Source organism: Bifidobacterium porcinum (assembly GCF_055378475.1).
Genome location: NZ_AP029603.1, coordinates 197,317 through 219,315, shown reverse-complemented (window position 1 = coordinate 219,315; position 21,999 = coordinate 197,317). Strand labels below are relative to the sequence as shown.

Below are 21,999 nucleotides of genomic sequence, written 5' to 3'. Positions count from 1 at the left end.
TCACTTCACCTCCTTGAGGACGGAGCTGGCAGTGCCAGCGAAATCATATGCACGCTCGCCCTGGTCGGCCATATCGATGCCGGAGACCTCCTGAGCTTCGGTGACGCGCCAGCCCATCGTCTTCTCAAGCGCGAAGACGATGATCGAGGTCACCACAGCGGAGTAGAGGATGGCAATCAGGGCCACCAGGATCTGGACGACCAGCTGACGCCAGCTGCCACCGGTGAACAGACCGGTGCCGACACCGAAGAAACCGATGAGCACGGTACCGATCAGGCCGCCGACGCCGTGGACGCCAACCACGTCGAGCGAATCGTCATAACCAAACTTGAATTTCAGACCGCACGCCAGGCAGGTGACCACACCGGCGATAGCGCCAATCACCATCGCCCACAGCGGGGAGACCACATCGGCGGCAGGGGTGATGGCAACCAAGCCGGCCACCATACCGGATGCCGCGCCGACCGCGGTGTAGTGACCGGAACGCACCTTCTCGGTGAAGCCCCAAGCGAGCATCGCAGCGGCCGCAGCAGCGGTCGTGCTGACCCACGCGTAGCCGGCGGTGCCGTTCGCACCGAACGCGGAGCCGGCGTTGAAGCCGAACCAGCCGAACCACAGCAGGAACGCGCCGAGCATCACGAACGGTACGTTGTGCGGGCGAATCGGCTGCGTGCCGAAGCCCTTGCGCTTGCCGATAATCAGCACGGTGACAAGAGCCGCGGTAGCCGCGTTGATGTGGACCACTGTGCCGCCTGCGAAATCATGCGCGGCAGCGCCGAGCGCCTGCGAAATGGCACCCGTCGGAGACAGCAGGCCGCCGTTCCACACCATGTGCGCCATCGGAGCGTAGTCGAACGTAATCCACAACGCCACGAACAGCATCCAGGTGCTGTACTTCACACGTTCAGCAATCGCGCCGGTAATCAGCGCAACCGTGATCATCGCGAAGGTGGCCTGGAACGCCACGTCAATGCTGCCCGGATAATCCCCGGACGTGTTGGCTGCGGTGAACACACCATCCTTGGCGACCATGGAGTCCTTGAGCAGGAAGCCGGTGGCCGGATCGCCGAAGATCCCGCCGATATCCTTACCTGCGTAAGCGATCGACCAACCCCAGAACGTCCAGATGATCGCAGTGACCGAAATCGCGGCCGCCGACAGCATCAACATGTTCAGGACGGCCTTCGCGCGGACCATGCCGCCGTAGAAGAACGCCACACCAGGCGTCATCAAAAAAACCAGAGCCGCGGATGTCAACATCCACGCTGCATTTCCGGTGTCCATACATTACCTCCCTCTCCGGCGCCTGCCTTGGACGAGGCGGGCGGGCGAGCGAACCACTCACTATGTAATCCCCATGTGGGAACTGACACGGTTATGGAACGCCCGCCGGGTTTTCGAAACGTTACGGAATGTTACGCCAACGTTACAGCGCTTGTACAATTATCCGCGACTCGTCTCGAATTCCGCGCTTCGCGGGAAACCGTGGACAGGAATCCCTGCCAATTTTGATGACCACATTGTGAGCATTGTCCAACAGCGTGCCACAGGTGGCAGGCCAAAGGACGGTTGCCAGTCTTGCTACTTGGCGGCGGCGGCCTCCTTCGCCGTTGCGCCAGCGGCGGCAGCGGCCTCAGCCTCAGCCTCAGCTTCGCGGGCGACACGGGCCTCATAGGAGTCCTCACTCTTGGTGAGCACGCTCGGCTCGAAATCAGCGTAGGCGGCGACCAGGCCGTGCTCAGGCAGATCAAGGCCGGACAGCTCCTCCTTGGCGGAGACGCGCAGGCCGATGGTGTGCTTGATGACCCAGAAGATGATGATCATCGTGACCGTGGTCCATGCCGCGACCGCGACCACACCGAGCAGTTCGACGCCCAGCAGCTTCAAGCCGCCGCCGTAGAACAGGCCGCCGTCCTTCGCGAACAGGCCGACCAGCAGGGTGCCGCCGGCACCGCAGCAACCGTGGGCGGCGAATGCGCCGACCGGGTCATCGATCTTGAACTTGTTTTCGACGATGGATGCGGCGTACACGTAGATGAACGCGCAAATCAGGCCGATGAAGAAGGCACCGACCGGGCTGACCACATCGCAGCCCGCGGTGATGCCGATCAGGCCGGCGAGCGCGCCGTTGATGGTCAGGCCGACATCCGGCTTGCCGTACTTCTTCCAGGCGAGGAACATCGCGGTGAGCGCGCCGACAGCGGCCGCAAGGTTCGTGGTGATGAAGATGCTGCCCATCTCCACCCAGGTGTCCTTGCCGTCGGCGGTGATCGTGGAGCCCGGATTGAAGCCGAACCAGCCGATCCACAGCAGGAAGATGCCGAGCATGGCGAGCGTCATGCTGTGGCCCGGGATTGCGCGGGCTTTGCCGTTCTTGTCGAACTTGCCGATACGCGGGCCCAGGAAAATCGCGCCGACCAGCGCGGAAATGCCGCCGACCATGTGTACCACGGTGGAACCGGCGAAATCATGGAAGCCAAGCTGGGCGAGCCAGCCGTCCGAGTTCCAGCACCAGTGGCCGGAAATCGGGTAGACAATCGCGGAAATCAGGGCGCTGTAAATCAGGTAGGCGGAGAACTTCGTGCGTTCCGCCATGGCGCCGGAGACGATGGTCGCGGATGTCGCGCAGAACACGGTCTGGAACATCAGGTAGACCATCGTCGGAACGTATTGGTTGTACTGGTAGCTGCTTGTCACGAAGAAATCAGGCTTGCCGATGATGCCGCCGATGGACGGGCCGAACATGATGCCGAAACCGAAAATCCAGAACAGGACCGTGCCGATACAGTAGTCCATCAGGTTCTTCATGGCGATATTGCCGGCGTTTTTCGCTCGTGTGAAGCCTGTCTCAAGCATCGCGAAGCCGGCTTGCATCATGAACACCAGCGTCGCGGCGAGCAATGTCCAGATGACATTGGTCGATGACATGGCACCCACTTCCTTTCCTCTCTTATGGGATGGCTGTCTGAATCCAAAGGACGTGGACGCTGTGTCCAAAGGGCGTGAACGCCGTGTCCGAAGAACCGGCCTCAACCCGTCTCTTGTGCGTCCCGGATTCTGGCAACCATGCTAAACAGACGGATTTCTTGGGAATGCACGCCTTGTTACGGGCAGGTCAGGTAGATTGCGCTCGTGTAACAGTCGATACCGCGGCGAGATTACAGTAAATCCGTAAGTGAATCCATATATATGATGTCGGTTTGCGGGCGATTGACGGCAGGCGGGCTGAATGTATGCGTGCCGCGCGCGTCATGTATGTCATGCGCATCATACGCGCGAAATGCGCTGTGTGTGCACGCTGGGAGTGACGGGGCGCCGACGGTCGAACTGTCCAAGGCGTTCGGGAAGGAAGGTTCCGATGGCGGTGTTCGTCGCGACATTATGCGCGATCCTGGTGCTGACCATGCTGTCCGGCGCGATATGCCGGAAAACCGGGCTGCCCGAGGTCGTCGGGCAGATCGTGGTGGGTATCGTCTGCGGACCGGCCGTCCTGGGACTGATGCAGCCGAGTGATTCCACCGAATTGTTCAGCAATATCGGCATCATCGTGCTCATGTTTCTCGGCGGCGTGGGCTGCGACCTGGGGCTGCTCAAACGCTACTCCAAGGCTGCGCTCATCGTGGCGTGTATGGGCGTGATCGCGCCGGTGCTCATCATGGGCGGGGCGAGCATGGCGTTCGGCTTCGACCCCATGTCGTCGCTGTTCATCGGCGTGGTGTTTTCCGCGACATCGGTGTCTATTTCGGTGGCCGTGCTCAAAGAAGCGGGGCGGCTGGATACGAAGGAAGGCGCGTCGATTCTGGGCGCTGCCGTTGCGGACGACGTGATCGGCGTGATCCTGCTGAGCATCATGAGCACGCTGATCAGCACCGGCAGCGTTTCCGTTCAGCAACTTGGTTTGATTGCGCTCAAGCAGGTCGCGTTCTTCGCGGGGACGGTGGTCGTGGTGCTGTGGGTGGCGCCTTGGCTGATGACCTTGGCCGCACTCATCAAAGCGCCGAGCGGCATCGCGATTATGGCGACAATCATCTGCCTGGCGATGGCGTGGTGCTCGGAGCTGGTAGGGTTGAGCTACGCGGTCGGCGCGTTCTTCGCGGGCATCGCCGTAAGCCGCAGCGACTACCGCGAGCAAGTGGACCGCGACATTGAGCCGATCGGCGACTGCTTCTTCGTGCCACTGTTCTTCGTGAGCATCGGTTTGAACACTGAAGCGGTGCATGATATGCATCTGATGTGGTTCATTGTGGCGATGACCTTGCTGGGCGTCATCACGAAGATTGTTGGATGCGGGCTGGGCGCGCGGATGGCCGGATTCAACGGACGCAGCTCCCTAGTGATCGGCACGGGTATGATCCCACGCGGCGAAATGGCGCTGATCACCGCGCAAATCGGCTTCTCGCAGCATATTCTGTCGGACAACTACTATTCGACGATTATTTTCACGATTTCACTGGTGACACTCGTCGCGCCGCTGTTCCTGAAGGCTGCGCTGCGGGGCACTCCGGCGCAGGATGATACAGCCGGGGTTAATAGCCCGGCGAACGAGGCCGGGGCCGGGATCGGGGTCACAGCGACAATCGCCTGATTCCTTGCACCCCGGTCGGTCTTTATTTTTCTGGGCTCGACAGCGAGTCCGTCGACGGTGCTCGACGGCGGATCCGTCTGCGGGTTCAATCAGCGAGTCCCGTCAGCAAGTTTTGTCAGCGAGTAATCATCGTGGCCACGAAATCTCAATATCTCGTGATTTTGCCTTGACGAGCGAGTTTTTCAGAAAAAAGTTTGAATATCTCGGCGATTGCGTGAATCGCGCGAGATTTTGAGACCGAACCGGCGACACGGCAACAGGGCGACATCTTAGATTCCTTGAAATATCAAGGATTTCTGATGATGCGGCCGGTAGTGCCCGCAGCGCAAAATCGAAAAATCTCTTGAAAAAGACCGAACCGGCGAGATATTCAGAAATATCTCTCAATATCTTAATCCTGTGCCCCGAAATCACGAGATATTGAGATTTCGAATCGCGAATCCGCGCGGCCAAGAAGCCGCGGGTGACGGCGATGCCCCGGCACGCTGCGGTGAGTCAGTCCCCAGCACTGGCGATTGGCTTGCAATATCTACAAACAGGTTACGCTGAGAAGCCCGTCAGCGTAACCAGTTGTGAATGAGAACGACATTCGGATACGCGAGGTAAGTACCGGTTGTTACAGAAGGCGCATGATGGCGATGCCGCCGGCACGCTTCGTTGCGTACGGCGGCATCGTCACGCTGTAGCGGCGCTATCATGCTGCGGCACTACCACACCGCTTCGGACTGCGGTTTCTGGCTTCCGCTCCGGGATTCGGTGTCAGGCGAGAATGCCGTCGACGAAGTCCTCCGGATTGAAGGGCGCCAGATCGTCCGGGCCTTCGCCCAGACCGACCAGCTTGACCGGCACGCCAAGCTCCTTCTGCACGGAAATCACAATGCCACCCTTTGCGGAACCATCCAGCTTGGACAGCACGACACCGGTGATGCCGATTGCCTGGGCGAACACCTTCGCCTGTTCCATGCCGTTCTGGCCGGTGGTCGCGTCAAGGACGAGCAGCACCTCATCGACCGGCAGGTTCTTTTCGGTGACGCGGCGAATCTTGCCGAGCTCATCCATGAGGTTCGCCTTGTTCTGCAGGCGACCCGCGGTATCGATGATCAGCACGTCGGCGTTCTCGTTCTTCGCGCGCTGCGATGCCTCGAACGCGACGGATGCCGGGTCGGCGCCATCCTTGTCGGAACGCACGACCGGCACATTGACCTTCGCGCCCCAGGTTTCCAGCTGGTCGGCCGCCGCCGCGCGGAAGGTATCCGCCGCGCCGAGCATCACGCTCTTGCCCTCGGCGACGAACAGGCGCGCGAGCTTGCCCGCGGTCGTGGTCTTGCCGGTGCCGTTGACACCGACCATGATGATGACGCTCGGCTTGTGCGCCTCGGGCTTGTCAGCGTTCAGGCGACGGTCGGTATCCGTACCGACCATCGCAAGCAGCTTGGAACGCAAGGCCTCACGCACTTGGGTGGGGTCATGCGTGCCGGTGATACGGGCGTCGTTGCGCAGTTCATCGACCAGCTGCTCGGAAGCGTCTGCGCCGACATCGGCCATGAGCAGCGTGTCCTCGACATCCTCCCAATCAGCCTCGGACAGGTGGTCCTTGGCGAGAATGTTGAACAGGGCCTTGCCGAAGGGGTTCGCGCTGTTCGCCAAGCGCGCCTTCAGACGGGTCATGCGGGAGGTAGCGGATTCCGGCGTTTGCGGCTGGGATTCAGCGGTCTGGGAGGTCTGGCTCTCAGGTTGGGCGGATTGGGCCGAACCGGCGGATTCGGTTGACGAAGCCGCTGATTGCGCTGATTCGGCTTGTTTCGTCGATTCAGCCGATTCAGCTCCCGACTTTTGGTCGGACGGTGTCGACGCAGTCCCGGCAGCGGATCCGGCTTCGGAACCGGCAGCCTGTTTCGTCGCAATCGCCTTGTCGGCGGCCGCTTTCGCCGCGGCCTCACGGTCTTCGCGGGCCTGCTCGGCCGCATCGATACGCTTCTTGCGTGAACGGTCAGCAAGCACGCCGGTGACAATCAGCGCGATGGCGATAACCGCCACTACAACAATCGCGATAATCTGTTGAGTATCCATACCTCCAGCCTATGGTTTTCAAGGGACAGGCGGGACTAGACGCGCAAATCCAGGATGCCGGACAGACGTAACGGCAGCAACCCACAGATGGGCGCGTATCTGCACAGCGCTGATGAGATACGCCCGCATCTGCAGGTTCCCGCGGCACCCCACGCCCACCCCGCGCCCGGCAACCGGCAGATGGGAGCGCATCGCGGACAAGCCGACACCACCCAACCACAACAACCCACAAATACACGCACATCTCAACAGCACTGGCAAGATACGCATCCAACCGCCGGGTTCTGCGCCGCAGGGCGAACAGGAACCTCGAGATACCTTGCTATCTTTGGGTGCCTTTGAGCGCCAGCGCCCCGGGACGAGGTATCCGCACCCGGCGGCACCGCCGACCCACCATCCCCCTCCACAGCTGAAATCCACAAGGGGTGAGAAACTAGACACTATGGCAGGTAGTTCGAGGATGACGTCGTATCAGCGGCGCGAGCAGCTTATCGAGATAGGGAGGGCACTGTTTGCGTCCAAAGGGTTCGAAGCGGTGAGCGTCGAGGAAATAGCCGCGAGCGCTAAAGTCAGCAAGCCCATCGTCTACGAGCATTTCGGCGGCAAGGAAGGCCTGTACGCCGTGGTCGTCGACCGCGAAATGCGCGCACTGACCGACGCGCTCATCGGTTCTCTCAGCGACACGGAAGCCCATCCCCGGCAGATTGTGGAACGCGCCGCCCTCGCACTCCTCACCTACATCGAGGAGAATCCGGAAGGCTTCCAAGTCCTGGTGCGGGATTCCCCGAGCACCGACCCAACCGGCTCGTTCAGCTCGCTGCTCGGCGATGTGAGCTCAAAAGTCGAGCAGATTCTCGTCGAATGGTTCAAACGCCAGCATCTTCCCGTCAAAAGCGCGCCGTACTACGCGCAGATGCTTGTCGGCATGACCGTGTTCACCGGCCAGTATTGGGCCGACCGACCCAAGCTCGGCAAGGAGCAGCTCGCCGCGCTCATCGTCAACCTCGCCTGGCACGGCCTGTCCCGCCTCGAAGCCAAGCCGGAACTGCGCTATGAGGGCGCGAAGGCCAAGCGTGCGCGCGAAGCGGCTGAAAAGGCGGCGCAGAAGACGAAGCACGACAATGGCGGCGAACAGCGCAATCCGCCCGCCGCAGACGCCAACTCCGCCGACACCACCGCCACCGCGGAACCGATTCCGCCGGCTGCTGCAAATCAGGCGGATTCTGTGCCCCCAGAGAACGCAACCCCGGAGGACGCGGCATAATCCGGACACTTTCCGCGACTTGAACCTGCGGTAACGCCTTTGTGAAATCCTCATGCAAATCAGGCGCCGAAACCCGCAAATCGGGCAAGCCCCGCCACGCCGCCACACTCCCCGTGATAGCCTTGCACGGGACATACAGAAGGTGGAGCAATGACTAATTTCACGGACGCCATGCCGGATTCTCACCACAGCGTTCAACGAGGAACGTCACAGCAGGCCAAAACATTGACGTTCGTCGTACCTGCATACAACATGGAGCAGTATCTCGAACGTTGCGTCGCTTCGTTGATTGACACGCCCGATACCGGCGACATCGAGGTGCTCATCGTCGACGACGGGTCATCCGACACGACCCCCGCGCTCGCGGACCGGCTCGAAGCCGCGCATCCCGGCACAGTCAGGACGATCCACCAGCCGAACAAGGGGCACGGCGGCGCGGTCAATACCGGCATTCGCGAGGCCGCCGGCATGTACGTCAAGGTCGTGGACGCTGACGACTGGGTCGGCAAGGCTTCACTCAGCCAAGTCATGGAAACCCTGCGCGCGCAACGCCTCGAACGGGAGCCCATCGACCTGCTGGTCACCGATTACGTCTATGACAAGGTTGGCAAACGCAACAAGCATGTTGTACATTTCAGCAACGTCATGGATGCGAACCGTAGGCTCGGCTGGGACGATTTGCGGCATTTCGGCATCTCGCAATACATGATCATGCACGCGCTCACCTTCCGCACCTCGGTGGTGCGTCAATCAGGCATGATTTTGCCGGAGCACACGTTCTATGTTGATTTCATTTACTCGTATCAGCCGTTCCCGTGGGTGCGCAGGCTCATGTACCTAGATACGCCGTTCTACCACTACTTCATCGGGCGCGAAGGCCAATCCGTGCAGACCGATGTGATGATCCGGCGCGTGCGGCAGCTGCAACTCGTCAACCATCTCATGCTTGAGGCGACACCGGAACGCGGCACCGTGCCGGACGGGCTATACCGGTACATGATCCACTTCCTGTCGATCAACAGCGTGGTGACCAGCGTTTTCCTGATTCTGTCGCGCGACCGTGAAAATTACCGCCAGAAGGACCGGCTGTGGCACGAAATCGATGTTACTTCGCCGCAAATCGGGCATGACGTGCGGCATAAACTCGTCTCGCGCGCGATCAACCTGCACGGGCGGACCGGGCGATTCATCATCCGGCACGGCTACAACATCGCCGAACACGTCGTCGGTTTCAACTGATTCGCTCCGTTCGTTCCGTTCTCTCCGGATTCAGCCGGACTTGGTCGAACCTGTGAGCGTCGGCACAACCTTCTACCGACGCTCACAAGCCACTCAGCGTCGGTAGAAGGTTGGGCGGTCAGCGGTCGGACATGGCGAAGGCGTTGCGCATCAGGTTGCTGGACGTGTACAGCACCTTGCTGAGCAGCTCCTGGGTTTGCGAGCGCAAGTAATCCGCCATCTGCCGGTTCGCCTGCTCGAGGGCGTCGCACGCAGTACGGCAATCGGCGGATTCTCCGGAAGCAGCATCGTCGGCCGCTCCGACGGCAGCATCCACGCGCACCCCGCTATGCTTGATGCCTTCGACATCCTCGATATCGGCGCAGCTTACGGCATGTCCGGCCCCGGCGCCGGCACCAGCGCTCGCACCGGCACTCGTCGCACCCCGCAGCGCGGCATCAACACGCGCGATATGCGTATGCCCATGCGACATGACGTTCTCACGGTAATGCTCGATCGCGTTGCTGTTCGACACATAATGCGGGTCGGCGAGCGCCGCGATGATGCGGCTCGTCCAATAGAACGAGTCCGTTGACACCTCCGCGCCCGTATCACGCAAATACGCAGGCGTGTCGCGCACATTCGTATAGAACGGGGTGAGCGTGGTGAACGGGCCGGACCCGTATTGCAGCCACATCACCGACCGATTCACTTCCGGCTCGTACGGGCGAATCTGCAGCAATCCCATCTGCCCGGTGCGGTTGATGCCAATCGGACGATACCGATGCCGCGTCTCATCCGTGCCGCGCGTGCCGTACGGGTCGTAGGGCGTGTCCTCGAAATGCGAAGCCATGAGGAACGCGACATCCTCAACCGTCACACGGTTCTCCGGCCGGCGGCACCACGGAATATCATCGGATATCGGCGTATAGCGGGCGGCTGGCGAATCCCAGTCCTCGCTCGGGTTCAGATAGCGCTCCATATACCAGGCACGCGGCGTGTTGTAGATATGGTCTTTCGTCGTACGTGTGCCGAACAGCGTGCGCGGATTGAACCGGCCAACCCGGTTCAAGCTGTCTGCGCCCATGCCGCGGTCGAGATGATTCTCACGGATGAACTCCGTCAGATCGGCGCTGCACATATGATTGCGGGCATCGCCGAGCGCATCCTCTATATCGAAATCGTCAAGCCCCAACTGGTTGGGAATCGCGGCATAGCAGTCATCCGGCACACGCTTGGCAATCCAATGGTGTCCGCCAATCGTCTCCACATACCACACGTCGTTCACATCCGAAATGGCGATGCCGTTCGCCTCATACGTGCCGAACCGTTCCAACAGCTCGCCCAGCCGGTGCACGCCTTCGCGCGCGGAATGCACGTACGGCAGCACCAACGTGATGAAATCCTCCTCGCCGATGCCACCGGGGATTTCCGGCCGGTAATCATCATCGCCGGGATTGCCATGGGCCGGCTGCAATTCGACCATCGGATCAGCACCGAGCACCCGCTCGTTCACCGCAATCGTCTCGGTCGCGCTCATCGCGATATTGCGCTCGCTGATCCCGCATTCCGCGAGGATTCCGCGGCCGGGCAACGCGTTCGGGACAATGCTGTAGCGGCACGGGTCATCCGGCAGGTCGATGCTCACGTGGCTCAGTTCGCTGCGGTAATGCCGCGGCTGGTCGCACGGGTTGACGGCGATGAAGCGTTTCGGGTCGTAGCGGCCGGAACCGGAATCGTCGTTGCGGGCGATCATGGTCGAGCCGTCGATAGTGGCGGATTTTCCGACAAGAAGCGTAGTACAAGACATGATTCCACTGTAGGACGGCATCGGGATGGGCTGGCGTGAGCGGGGGCTGATAGCCTGCGATAGGCGATTGGTATAGCCACGCCGGAAAAGGTCACCGGCCCGGCCTATACAGTTGATAGATACAAATCCGCCATATAGGTCCCGTGAAAGGAGCGTCAATGATCACCATCCGCGACGTGCATAAACGTTTCGGCAAGCATGATGTGCTTACCGGTATCGATCTTGATATTCCGCACGCGGCGACGGTCACCGTCATCGGTCCGTCCGGATCTGGCAAATCCACGCTGCTGCGTGTCATCGACGTGCTCGAACATGCCGATAGCGGCACCATTGATTTCGGCGACGGCCCGGTCGATTTAGCGACCCGCGACAAGGCGACGATCCACACAATCCGTTCACGCATCGGCTTCGTGTTCCAGAACTACAATTTGTTCGCCAACAAAACGGCGTTGCAGAACGTGACCGAGCCGTTGATTTACGCGCAAGGCAAGTCACGCAAGGAGGCCGAGGCCATCGGGCGTGAACAGCTTGACCGCGTGGGGCTCGCCGACTTCGCCGACCGCTACCCCAGCACCCTGTCCGGCGGGCAACAGCAGCGCGTGGGCATCGCACGGGCCATCGCCGCGAAACCTGAGCTTCTGCTGCTTGACGAGCCCACCTCCGCCCTCGACCCGGAAATGGTCGGCGGCGTGCTCGAAGTCATCCGGCAGCTTGCCTCGGACGGCATGACCATGCTCATGGTCACCCACGAGATGCGGTTCGCCCGGGAGGCTTCCGACCATGTCGTGTTCTTTGAGCACGGCGGCATTGTGGAGCAAGGCACGGCAAGCGACATTTTCGACCATCCATCGCAGCCGAGGACCGCGGAATTCCTGCAATCCTTCGCTTCCTGACCCTCGTTTCAGGCCGCATGCAATCGACCGCCTGCCAGCGCAGTCCCCGCAATCGGCACGTCTCTGCCATATGCCAAACGTTAAACGTCATACGTCATACGTCATCGTCGGCAATCAATCACCATCAATCACATACAAGGAGAACAACCATGACCACACGCACACGCCATACTCTGCGGCTCGCCGCCGCGGCCCTCGCCGCCATCACCCTGATCGCGCCGTTGGGCGCTTGCGGCTCCTCCAGCTCGTCCACGAGCGCGCTGCAGGAAGTCAAGAACAAGGGAACGCTGGTCTTCGGCACCGAAGGCACATACGCTCCCTACAGCTACCATGATTCGAAAACCAACAAGCTCACCGGCTACGACGTGGATGTCGCCACTGCCGTCGCCAAGGACCTTGGTGTGAAAGCCGAATTCTCCGAAGCGAACTTCGATTCGCTGCTCGCCAGCGTGGATTCAAAGAAAACCGACAGCGTGGCCAACGAGATCACCACCACTGCCGAACGCAAGGCGAAATACGATTTCACTGAGCCGTACGCCTACTCCTACGGCGTGGTCGTCACCCGCAAGAGCGACAATTCCATCAAATCCTTCGACGATATCAAAGGCAAGAAAGACGCCGGGCAGAACGGCAGCAACTGGGCGAAAGTCGCGCAAGATAAAGGCGCGACGCTCGTGCAGGTCAACGATTTCTCGCAGGCCGTGGAAACCCTGACCTCCGGGCGGGCCGACGTGATTGTCAACGACGGGCTCGCTGTGCTCGACTACCTCAAGCAGAAGCCGAACGCCGACATCAAAATCGCCGTGAAAAGCGAGAAAACCCCTGCCGCGCACTTCCCGCTGCGCAAGGGCAGCGACGACCTGACTGAAGCGATCAACAAGTCCATTGCCAAGCTGCGCAAGGACGGGACGCTCAAGAAGATCTCTGAGAAGTACTTCGGCGAGGACATCTCAACCAAGTAACGCTCGGTTGCGCTGGAAACTGAAAACCGGCATAGATTACGAAAGGAGCCGCAATGGACGGCAGGGTCTGGCAGATAGTCGTCGATTCATTCGGCAAACTACTGATTCCAGGAATCACGGTGACGATTCCGCTCACCCTGGTCTCCTTCGCCATCGGCTTGGCGCTGGCGATTATCGTGGCGCTCACCCGCGTGGCCCGCACGCCGGTACTCACGCAGATCGCGCAGTTCTACGTGTGGGTGTTCCGTGGGACGCCGCTGCTCGTGCAACTGTTCGTGATCTTCTTTGGTCTGCCGTCCATCGGCGTGACCATTCCGGCGATTCCGTCCGCCATCATCGCGTTCTCGCTCAACGTAGGCGCTTATGCGTCCGAGACCTTGAGAGGCGCGATCGAAGCGGTGCCGCGCGGGCAGTTCGAGGCCGGGTATGCGACGAACATGTCGTACGTGACCATCATGCGGCGCATCGTGCTGCCTCAGGCGTTCCGGTCGGCGTTCCCCGCGCTGTTCAACACGTTCATCTCGCTGGTCAAGGACACGTCGCTCGCCGCGAATATCACCGTCGTCGAGATGTTCATGACCGCGCAGCGCATCACCGCCGTGTACTATGAGCCGCTTGCGCTGTACCTCGAGGTCGGGGTCATCTACCTGCTGTTCTGCACGGTACTCACCTGGGTGCAGCACTGGTGCGAACGGCGGCTGGCGGCGCACAGCTGATCGCGTGGCGCTGTCTGTTTTGCGCGGACCGCGAATTCTGATGCCGGACAGCTGCATCCGCCATCGTCTTGCCTTAGCATAGGCAACCAACGCGCGGGGCGAACGGACGGGAGCCCCGCCGGCAACCATCAACGAAAGAAGGAACCATGAGCGATATCAACGTGTACGGCGCAAGCTGGTGCGGCGACTGCAAGCGGGCTAAGGAGGCGCTTAACCGGTTCGGCGCGGCGTTCGACTGGCACGATATCGAGCAGGAAGACGGTGCCGCCGACAAGGCCGTGGAAATCAGCGGGCAGAAGCACATCCCGGTTGTCCAGTATGCGGACGGATCATTCCAAGTCGAGCCGTCGGCCAACGACATCAAGGCGAAACTGCAGGAGCTGGGTGCGCTGCCGGCAGAGGCATGAAGCGTGGCGGGGCGTGACCGTGGCTGGGGTTCGCGCAGGCATTGACAGGAACCACTGAAAGGCGCAAGTGTGCCGACGGCTGATTCCCGCGAGCCCCAGCCGCTCATGCCTCCCATCGACGATGGCCGGCGTGCCGGTCGAGCCATGGTGTACAATACCGTTTGTTGCCCCTCTAGCTCAATTGGTTAGAGCAGCGTCCTTTTAAGTCGTGGGTTGTGGGTTCGAGTCCCACGGGGGGCACCACCTAAGTCCTTGGAACCCAGCAGTTTCAAGGACTTTGTTTTTCAAAGCATTCCATCTGTCTGGTTGCGGATGCTGCGTTTCCCCTTATGCGTGGTAGATTTCCGACGATTTTGCGGGATTTCGGCTTATTCGCGGCGGATTTGCGCCGCTCGTAGGGCCGCTAGGACCGCCCGGACCGCCGCCCCGGCGTTTTGGGCGGCGAGGGTCATGTCCGACTGGTGACGGTTGAGGTCTTCGTACGCCTCGCCGCAGCGGTTGCTCATCGCGCGTACGGCCAGGAAGGGCACGCGGTTCTTGGCGCACACGTGGGCTGCCGCCGCGCCTTCCATCTCCTCGCAGTCGCCATGCCAGACGCGGCGGGTGCGCTCGAGTACGTCGGGATCGGTGTTGAACTGGTCACTGGTCGCAATCGTGCCGAGCGTGTACCGGCGGCCGGCACCGTTGTCGGTGGCGGTGTTATCGGCGGCATCATCGGCGGTGGCAGCAGCGGCGGTATCGTCCATCTGTGCCAACGACGGCGCGCGACGATACCCCTGTTCGTCCAGAACCTGGCAGGCGAGCGCGGAAAGACGGCCATCGGACGCATACGTGTGCAGGAAGGGGTCGCATTCGGCGATGATGTCGTTGTTGGTCTCCAAGTACACCAGCGAACCACCGACCACGATATCCCCGACCTCCAGCAGCGGGTTGAGGCTGCCCGCAATACCGCTGAATATCAAGGCATCCGGATGATATTCGCAGATCAGCATTTGGGCGGCGGCACCTGCGGCGACCTTCCCCATACCGCCCACGCACACGACGACAGACACCTCGCCGAACTGTCCGGTGACCAGATCGGTGCCGTACCGGCGGCGGCGCTCGATTCCATGCAAGCCCTCGATGATGGGTTCAGCTTCCTGCGGCAGCGCACACAGCACCGCAACGCGATGATGAGTCTCCATACTCCGATCGTCGGGCACGGTTGAGACATTCGACGGGCGGCAGACGGACGGCGGCGGGTGGATGGCGTACGATACCCGGCCGTTGTGCGACGCGGCAGTCGCATGATGGGCATATAGCCTGATGGCAGAGCCGCGACCCGGTGATATCCGACCGCCATCTGACAGCCGTGCGATCGGGCAGTCACGACAACAGAGTGATATCTCGCCGCCGCCCCACAACCGGCCTGTTTGGCGCGATACGCCAGTCGTGAAATCAGCCTCGCAGCGCGGACGGCCCGAAACCAAACACCTCCCCCACACGTATGATGGCCATTATGAGCAACACACCAACCTGGACCAACCCGCTGCGCGACCCGCGCGACCTGCGTCTTCCGCGCATCGCCGGCCCGTGCAGCCTGGTGATTTTCGGCGTGACCGGTGATCTGGCTCAGAAGAAGCTCCTGCCAGCCGTCTATGATCTGGCGAATCGCGGCCTGCTGCCGCCGAGCTTCGGACTGACCGGCTTCGCCCGCCGCGACTGGACCAACGAGCATTTCATCGAATTCGTCAAAACAGCAGTCAAGGCCCGCTGCCGCACCCCGTTCAAGGAATCCACATGGGAGAACCTCGCCAAGGGCATCCGCTTCGTACAGGGCACCTTTGATGACCCCGCGGCGTTCGAACGGCTGAGCAACACCGTGCAGGAGCTTGACCGAGACCGCGGCACGCAAGGCAACCACGCTTTCTACATGTCGGTGCCGCCGCGCGCGTTCCCGCTGGTATCCAAGCAACTCGCCGCATCCGGCCTGTCACGCTCCACCGAAGGCGCGTGGCGCCGCGTGATCATCGAGAAGCCGTTCGGCCATGACCTGGAAAGCGCCCGCGAGCTTGACCGCGTGGTGTCCGAGGTTTTCGACCCAAGCTCGGTGTTCCGCATCGACCATTATCTCGGCAAGGAAACCGTGCAGAATATTCTCGCGCTGCGATTCGCGAACGAGATGTACGAGCCGATCTGGAACTCCAACTACGTGGACCACGTGCAGATCACGATGGCCGAGGATATCGGCATCGGCGGCCGCGCCGGCTACTATGACGGCATCGGCGCCGCACGCGATATCATCCAGAACCATCTGCTGCAGCTCATGGCGCTCACCGCGATGGAGGAGCCGGTGAGCTTCTCCGCACAGGATCTGACGGCCGAGAAGACCAAGGTGCTGTCCGCTGTCCGCCTGCCGAAGGACTTGCGCGCCCACACCGCCCGCGGCCAGTACGCCCGCGGCTGGCAGGGTTCGCACGAAGTTGTCGGTTATCTGGACGAAAAAGGCATCGACAAGTCAAGCACCACCGAAACGTATGCTGCGATTCGCCTCGACGTGGACACCCGCCGCTGGGCCGGCGTCCCGTTCTACCTGCGCACCGGCAAGCGTCTGGGCAAGCGCGTCACCGAAATCGCCGTCGTGTTCAAGCGCGCCCCACACCTGCCGTTCGAGCAGACCGCGGTCCGCGAGCTCGGCAGCAATGCGGTCGTGATCCGCGTGCAGCCGGACGAGGGCGTGACCATGCGGTTCGGCGCGAAAGTCCCCGGCGGCTCCGCGATGGAAGTGCGTGACGTGTCCATGGACTTCAGCTATGGCCGTTCCTTCACTGAAAGTTCCCCGGAAGCCTACGAGCGCCTGATTCTTGACGTGCTGCTCGGCGATCCGCCGCTGTTCCCGACCACCGAGGAAGTGGATTTGAGCTGGAAAATCCTCGACCCGATCGAACAGTTCTGGTCGACGCTCGGGCAGCCGCAGCCCTATCGTTCCGGCACATGGGGCCCAGCGGAAGCCGATGAGATGCTGGCCCGCGACGGCCGCCATTGGAGGATGCCATGATTATCGACCTGCCTAATACACGAACCCGCGAAATCTCCGCGAAAATCGACGAACTGCATGAGGAGCGCGGCGAGTCGGCGACCGGGCGCGTGCTCACGCTGCTGATTCGTACCGACGACGCCGAGCTTGAGAACTCGCTGGAAGTCGCGAATGCGGCGAGCCGTGAGCATCCTTGCCGCGTGATTGCGATTGTGCCGAACACGCACGCCACCATCGCTTCTGGTGCGGTGTCAGCTGAAGGCGAGGATGGCACTGACGGCGAAGGCTCCAGCACCAAGACTGCCGACGAATCTAATCTCGATGCGCAAGTGCGATTCGGCGCGGATGCCGGCGCTGGCGAAGTGATTGTGCTCCGCCCGCGCAACGGCCTAGTCGACCATCTCGACACGCTGGTCATCCCGCTGCTCGTGCCGGATGCGCCGGTCGTGGCCTGGTGGCCGACGAATCCGCCGTCCAACCCGTCGAAGGACCTGTTGGGCGCCATGGCGTCGAGCCGTATCACCGACGCGATGCGTTCCAGCAACCCGGAAGCCACGATCGAACGGCTCCGTCGCAACTGGTCCGCCCAAGATGTGGACCTGTCGTGGACGCGTCTGACCGTGTGGCGCGCCATGCTCGCCTCCATGGTCGACCAGCCGCCGCACATCCCGATCGTGCACGCTCGCGTCACCGCGCCGAGCGATTTTCTGCCAGCGGATCTGCTGCGCGCTTGGCTGCGGCTCAAGCTCAACGTGCCGGTTGATTTCGATGCCGACGAGAACGCGGAGGCAGTCACGGGTGTGTATCTGACCCGCGAGGACGGCGGCGTGCTGTCGCTGGAACGCCCGCACGAGGACCAGTCGATTATCAGCGTTCCCGGGCAGACCCCGCAGCCGATCAGCGTGCCGGTGCGCACGCTCGAAGACTGCCTGACCGAGGAGCTGCGTCGCATGGACCCCGATGAGGTCTATGCGGATGTCATCAACAAGGGCTGGGATCTGATTTCGCACTGAGCCAGGCGGATGGCGGCCCCGGGCCCGGATGCCGGACCTGAATACCGGACCCGGATGCCGGTTATTCGGCCATCCGGCCATCGGGTTAATCACGATACACGACGCCCGGCTGGGCGGCGCCGATTGGGAATTGCTTCCCGATTAGTGTCGCCCAGCCGGGCGTTGTTGATGCTATTGGCGTTTGCAGCCTTTCAACTCGGTTATCAGGCGCCGATACACTTCGGGTATGGTGTCGGCTTTGCTGCGGGCATGGCGTCGGTCATGATTCAGCGGGCGAAGGGGGCGAAGGTGATGCCATGGATGTGTTCGGGCGGTATGCGGTTCTCCTTTGACTGATTTGCGCTTATCATGCATCGTCGGGTTGATGCGGTTGCGTTCATAGCAATCCCAGCACAACCGCTTAAGTTATGGCGACAAGCCGGAAGCGGCCGCGACGTACGATAATTTCCACGGCAACATATCCACAACGACTATGCTGTCAAGAAGATACGTACTCGCAAGATACGCACTGATTCAGGAGGAATCATGGCCCAACGCACACTCGTGGTATATCCGATCAAAGACGCGGTCGCCCAAGCCGGAGCGCAACGTCTGCTGCTCGCCATCGCCGACCTGCTCGGCGAACGGCTCGCCGGCGGCAAGACCCGCGCCCGCGTGGATGTGGCGCTCACCGGCGGTTCGGACACCATCAAAGCGTTGGAATACATGGCATCCAACCCACTGACCGACACCATCGACTGGACGCGCGTGCACCTGTGGTGGGCGGATGAACGGTTTGTCGCCGCCGACGATAACGATCGCAACGCGCTGCAGGCACGCCGCATGCTGCTCGACCGGCTGGTTGCCGATGGGCGGCTCCCTGAGTCCAACATCCATGAGATGGCCGCAGATACGCGCAACGCTGCGGATATCGCTGCGGCAGACGATGCGACGACCGACGCGCTGCTTGATCAGGCGGCACGCGCATACGCGCGCGAACTGGTTCGCGAGCTGGGTATCGTACCGGTGATGGATATCGCCGTGATGGGCATGGGACCGGACGGCCATTACGCGTCACTGTTCCCCGGGCATGCCGAGGTGTCCATCGCAGACCGACTGGTCGTCGGCGTGAACCACTCCCCCAAGATGCCGCCGCTGCGCCTGAGCATGACCGCGCCGCTGCTCGCCCAGACGCGCCGCATGTGGTTCCTGACCGCCGGCGCCGGAAAAGCCGATGCGCTCGCCCACGTGTTCGCCACGCACAATGATCCCGCCTGGCCGTCATCCTTCGCGGACGCCACCGACGAGCTCGTCTGGTTCACCACCCCCGACGCGGCTGCGCAACTGTAAGGTGCTTGCTTACAAACCGGCTACGCTGAAGGCTACGAGCGAAGCCGGTTTGTAAAGGATTCAACATCTCGATTCAGAAGGCGCAAATCACGAGTTTTTCAGATTTCAGTCTGGAAAACTCGGCGGAAAAGACAGATTCCTGAAGAAATTGAGGAATCGGGATGGTCGCCTGCGCGACCGATTCTATAAAAACCGCGGAATTCCAACGATTTCGGGATATGCGTTTGCGACGGCATGGGCGCGGAATCTGCAATAGTCCGTCGGATGGCGTTCAGACGCGAGAGAGCGGAACCGAAAAATATTGGGATTATTGAGATTGGCTGCTGGACATCGATCGCCCTGTACTGGAACGGGATGCGGCTGGACAAATTGCCAAGACCGATGCGGGAGTTCTGTTATGAATCGTCTCGAGGGCAGCAAACTCCCGGTTGCGCACGGGAGTTTAGCGCGAAAGCATGAATCTGGCAGAGTTCTCCCAAAACGGCTTTGAGGCCGATTTTTGAGAATCGCGGAATTCCAACGTTCTTGTTGGGAAATCATGCATGAGAATGCCGGATTCTCGTAAACTCCCGCGTCCGGAACGGGAGTTTAGCGGCGAATTGCCTAAATCAGCATAAACTCCCGGGCCAGCCAACGTTCAGCAGGCAGAAACGACATCAAGACAACACAGCCGCCGATATCCACGAGGCCCCCAATTACACAAACTGGTTACGCTGAGAGAGTCGTCAGCGTAACCAGTTTGGAGGCATCTGATTTACAAGGGCCGATGCGGTTCGCCTCCGGCCCTGCAATTATTGACCAGCCTACGGCCGGTCTCAAATATTTACTGCGGCGCGCAATACGGCGCACCGCAGCCGAACCCTAGGCACAGCCCACCGGGCCGTGCCTACCGTCCTGAAATCACGCGGTGATTTCAGGACGGCCGGGTTCGGCCCACAACGTGTGGAAGGCGCCGGGCTGGTCGATGCGGCCGTAGGTGTGCGCGCCGAAGTAGTCGCGCTGGCCCTGGATCAGAGCGGCGGGCAGACGGTCGGAACGCAGACCGTCGTAGTAGGACAGCGAGCTGGCGAACGCCGGGGTCGGCATGCCGTTCAGCGCAGCCTGGGCGACCACGCGACGCCAGGAATCCTGCGCCTTGGCAATCGCATCCTTGAAATACGAGGCGAACAGCAGCGACACGTTTGCTTCGCCGGATTCGAAGGCCTCGGCCACGCGGTTCAAGAACTGCGCGCGAATGATGCAGCCGCCACGCCAGATGCGCGCCACCGCAGCAAGATCGATATTCCAGCCGTACTCCTTGGCACCGGCCTGAATCTCATCGAAGCCCTGCGCGTAGGCGACGATCTTCGAGGCGTACAGCGCGTGGCGGATATCCTCAATGAACGCGGCACGTTCAGCCGGCGCGACATCAAGCTTCTGCTCAGGGCCGGCAAGATGCTGCTTCTGCGCTTCGGCACGCTGCTCGGTCATGCCGGACAGACCGCGGGCGAACACCGCTTCGGCGATGCCGGTCACCGGAATCGCCAGCGACAGCGCGGTCTGCACAGTCCACGTGCCGGTGCCCTTCATGCCCGCATGGTCAACAATCACGTCCACCAACGCCTTGCCGGTCTTGGCATCCACCTGATGCAGCACTTCGGCAGTGATTTCAATCAGATACGAATTCAGCTCGGTCTTGTTCCACTCTTCAAACACGTCACCGATCTCGGCGGCATCCATGCCGAGCCCGCGGTGCATGAGATCGTAGCTTTCCGCGATAAGCTGCATATCCGCATATTCGATGCCGTTGTGGACCATCTTGACGAAGTGGCCGGCGCCGTTCTCACCGATATGCGTGACACACGGCTCACCTTCGGCGACCGCAGCGATGGACTTGAGGATCGGGCCGAGAGTCTTCCAGGATTCCTCGGTGCCGCCGGGCATGAGGGACGGGCCGTTGAGCGCGCCTTCCTCGCCGCCGGACACGCCGCAGCCGACGAAATGCAAGCCACGAGCGCGGATATCCTTCTCGCGGCGAATAGTGTCCTCGAAGTAAGAGTTGCCGCCATCGACGATGATGTCGCCCGGCTCCATGGCGTCGGCGAGCTCGTTGATCACCGCGTCGGTCGGGGCGCCGGCCTTGACCATGATGATCGCGGTGCGCGGGCGCTTGAGGGAGGCGACGAACTCCTCAACGGTTTTCGCGGGCACGAACTTGCCTTCGGTGCCGTGCTCGTTGATGAGCTTTTCCGTACGCTCGTAATGCCGGTTGTACACGGCGACGGTGTTCCCGTGATGCGCCAGGTTGCGGGCGAGGTTGGAGCCCATTGCCGCCAGTCCGACGACGCCGATGTTTGCAGTAGCTTCTACGGCCATTACGTTACCTTTCCCAAGTCCAATGACAGGTTCGATGACACGTTCATACGCGTTCATTCGCAGGCGCGGCTGTTCGCCGCGTACATCAGCTGTCAGTCTATCGCGAGCCTTGGGCGGAATGCCTATTCCGTTCCACGAATACGCCCTGAGCAGTACCACGGATGGCTTCAACGACGGCGAACACGAGATGCACCCGCGATACCCGCACTCGTGCACACGGACATGTCAAGTCTGAATCACGGATTTGTCGGATACCTCACATTTCGATTGCCGGCCGGCATCGTCGCCGCCCAGAACGCGCACACCCCGGAATCGTTCTCCCGACTATGATGAGCAACTTATGGAAATCACTAGATATAGT

Annotated in this window: 16 protein-coding genes and 1 tRNA gene; 11 read left to right on the top strand and 6 right to left on the bottom strand. The window is 61.3% G+C overall.

From position 1 onward, the window contains the following. Both ACZ41G_RS00820 and ACZ41G_RS00815 read right to left on the bottom strand, forming a co-directional pair. Positions 1-1,284: an ammonium transporter gene (locus ACZ41G_RS00820; protein WP_033506608.1), complete on the bottom strand. Its 1,284-nt coding sequence runs from the start codon at positions 1,282-1,284 to the stop codon at positions 1-3. Positions 1,285-1,581: 297 nt separating this feature from the next. Next, positions 1,582-2,928, bottom strand: coding sequence for an ammonium transporter (locus ACZ41G_RS00815; RefSeq protein WP_464145406.1), 1,347 nt, complete (start codon positions 2,926-2,928; stop codon positions 1,582-1,584). Between the two features lie 430 nt (positions 2,929-3,358). On the opposite strand from ACZ41G_RS00815, the gene ACZ41G_RS00810 reads away from it, so the two are divergent. Continuing rightward, the gene (locus tag ACZ41G_RS00810; RefSeq protein ID WP_464145404.1) at positions 3,359-4,585 is read left to right on the top strand and encodes a cation:proton antiporter; all 1,227 of its coding nucleotides are present in this window, start codon (positions 3,359-3,361) and stop codon (positions 4,583-4,585) included. A gap of 759 nt (positions 4,586-5,344) precedes the next feature. On the opposite strand, the gene ftsY is transcribed toward ACZ41G_RS00810, so the two are convergent. After that, positions 5,345-6,655, bottom strand: coding sequence for a signal recognition particle-docking protein FtsY (gene ftsY, locus ACZ41G_RS00805; protein WP_464145403.1), 1,311 nt, complete (start codon positions 6,653-6,655; stop codon positions 5,345-5,347). 460 nt (positions 6,656-7,115) lie between these two features. Between ftsY and ACZ41G_RS00800 the strand changes: the two genes are divergently transcribed. Both ACZ41G_RS00800 and ACZ41G_RS00795 read left to right on the top strand, forming a co-directional pair. After that, on the top strand, positions 7,116-7,919 hold the full coding sequence (locus ACZ41G_RS00800) for a TetR/AcrR family transcriptional regulator (RefSeq protein ID WP_464146298.1): 804 nt from the start codon (positions 7,116-7,118) through the stop codon (positions 7,917-7,919). A gap of 171 nt (positions 7,920-8,090) precedes the next feature. Beyond that, positions 8,091-9,158: a glycosyltransferase family 2 protein gene (locus ACZ41G_RS00795; RefSeq protein ID WP_464146296.1), complete on the top strand. Its 1,068-nt coding sequence runs from the start codon at positions 8,091-8,093 to the stop codon at positions 9,156-9,158. A 118-nt stretch (positions 9,159-9,276) separates the two neighbouring features. On the opposite strand, the gene ACZ41G_RS00790 is transcribed toward ACZ41G_RS00795, so the two are convergent. After that, positions 9,277-10,947, bottom strand: coding sequence for a C69 family dipeptidase (locus tag ACZ41G_RS00790; RefSeq protein ID WP_464145401.1), 1,671 nt, complete (start codon positions 10,945-10,947; stop codon positions 9,277-9,279). Between the two features lie 158 nt (positions 10,948-11,105). Between ACZ41G_RS00790 and ACZ41G_RS00785 the strand changes: the two genes are divergently transcribed. The 5 genes from ACZ41G_RS00785 (at position 11,106) to ACZ41G_RS00765 (ending at position 14,168) form a co-directional block, all read left to right on the top strand. Further along, complete coding sequence (locus ACZ41G_RS00785) at positions 11,106-11,840, top strand: amino acid ABC transporter ATP-binding protein (protein WP_464145399.1); 735 nt, start codon at positions 11,106-11,108, stop codon at positions 11,838-11,840. A gap of 149 nt (positions 11,841-11,989) precedes the next feature. Further along, on the top strand, positions 11,990-12,802 hold the full coding sequence (locus ACZ41G_RS00780; RefSeq protein ID WP_044098625.1) for a transporter substrate-binding domain-containing protein: 813 nt from the start codon (positions 11,990-11,992) through the stop codon (positions 12,800-12,802). 53 nt (positions 12,803-12,855) lie between these two features. Then, complete coding sequence (locus ACZ41G_RS00775) at positions 12,856-13,518, top strand: amino acid ABC transporter permease (RefSeq protein WP_033506597.1); 663 nt, start codon at positions 12,856-12,858, stop codon at positions 13,516-13,518. 146 nt (positions 13,519-13,664) lie between these two features. Next, positions 13,665-13,925, top strand: coding sequence for a mycoredoxin (locus ACZ41G_RS00770; protein WP_026503460.1), 261 nt, complete (start codon positions 13,665-13,667; stop codon positions 13,923-13,925). A gap of 166 nt (positions 13,926-14,091) precedes the next feature. Beyond that, a tRNA-Lys gene (locus tag ACZ41G_RS00765) sits at positions 14,092-14,168 on the top strand. A 125-nt stretch (positions 14,169-14,293) separates the two neighbouring features. Here the strand turns inward: ACZ41G_RS00765 and ACZ41G_RS00760 are convergent. Beyond that, positions 14,294-15,109 carry a 5'-methylthioadenosine/S-adenosylhomocysteine nucleosidase gene (locus ACZ41G_RS00760; protein ID WP_464145397.1) on the bottom strand — a complete coding sequence of 272 codons (816 nt, stop codon included), beginning with the start codon at positions 15,107-15,109 and terminating at the stop codon, positions 14,294-14,296. A 314-nt stretch (positions 15,110-15,423) separates the two neighbouring features. Between ACZ41G_RS00760 and zwf the strand changes: the two genes are divergently transcribed. The 3 genes from zwf (at position 15,424) to pgl (ending at position 19,283) form a co-directional block, all read left to right on the top strand. Continuing rightward, the gene (gene zwf, locus ACZ41G_RS00755) at positions 15,424-16,962 is read left to right on the top strand and encodes a glucose-6-phosphate dehydrogenase (RefSeq protein WP_464145395.1); all 1,539 of its coding nucleotides are present in this window, start codon (positions 15,424-15,426) and stop codon (positions 16,960-16,962) included. After that, positions 16,959-17,954 carry a glucose-6-phosphate dehydrogenase assembly protein OpcA gene (locus ACZ41G_RS00750; RefSeq protein WP_464145393.1) on the top strand — a complete coding sequence of 332 codons (996 nt, stop codon included), beginning with the start codon at positions 16,959-16,961 and terminating at the stop codon, positions 17,952-17,954. Before zwf ends, ACZ41G_RS00750 begins: the two co-directional genes overlap by 4 nt. Positions 17,955-18,479: 525 nt before the next feature. After that, positions 18,480-19,283 carry a 6-phosphogluconolactonase gene (gene pgl / locus ACZ41G_RS00745; RefSeq protein ID WP_464145391.1) on the top strand — a complete coding sequence of 268 codons (804 nt, stop codon included), beginning with the start codon at positions 18,480-18,482 and terminating at the stop codon, positions 19,281-19,283. Between the two features lie 900 nt (positions 19,284-20,183). Here the strand turns inward: pgl and gndA are convergent. Next, a complete protein-coding gene (gene gndA / locus ACZ41G_RS00740; protein WP_439729795.1) occupies positions 20,184-21,638 on the bottom strand; it encodes an NADP-dependent phosphogluconate dehydrogenase in 1,455 nt (484 codons plus the stop codon). Positions 21,639-21,999: the final 361 nt, after the last annotated feature.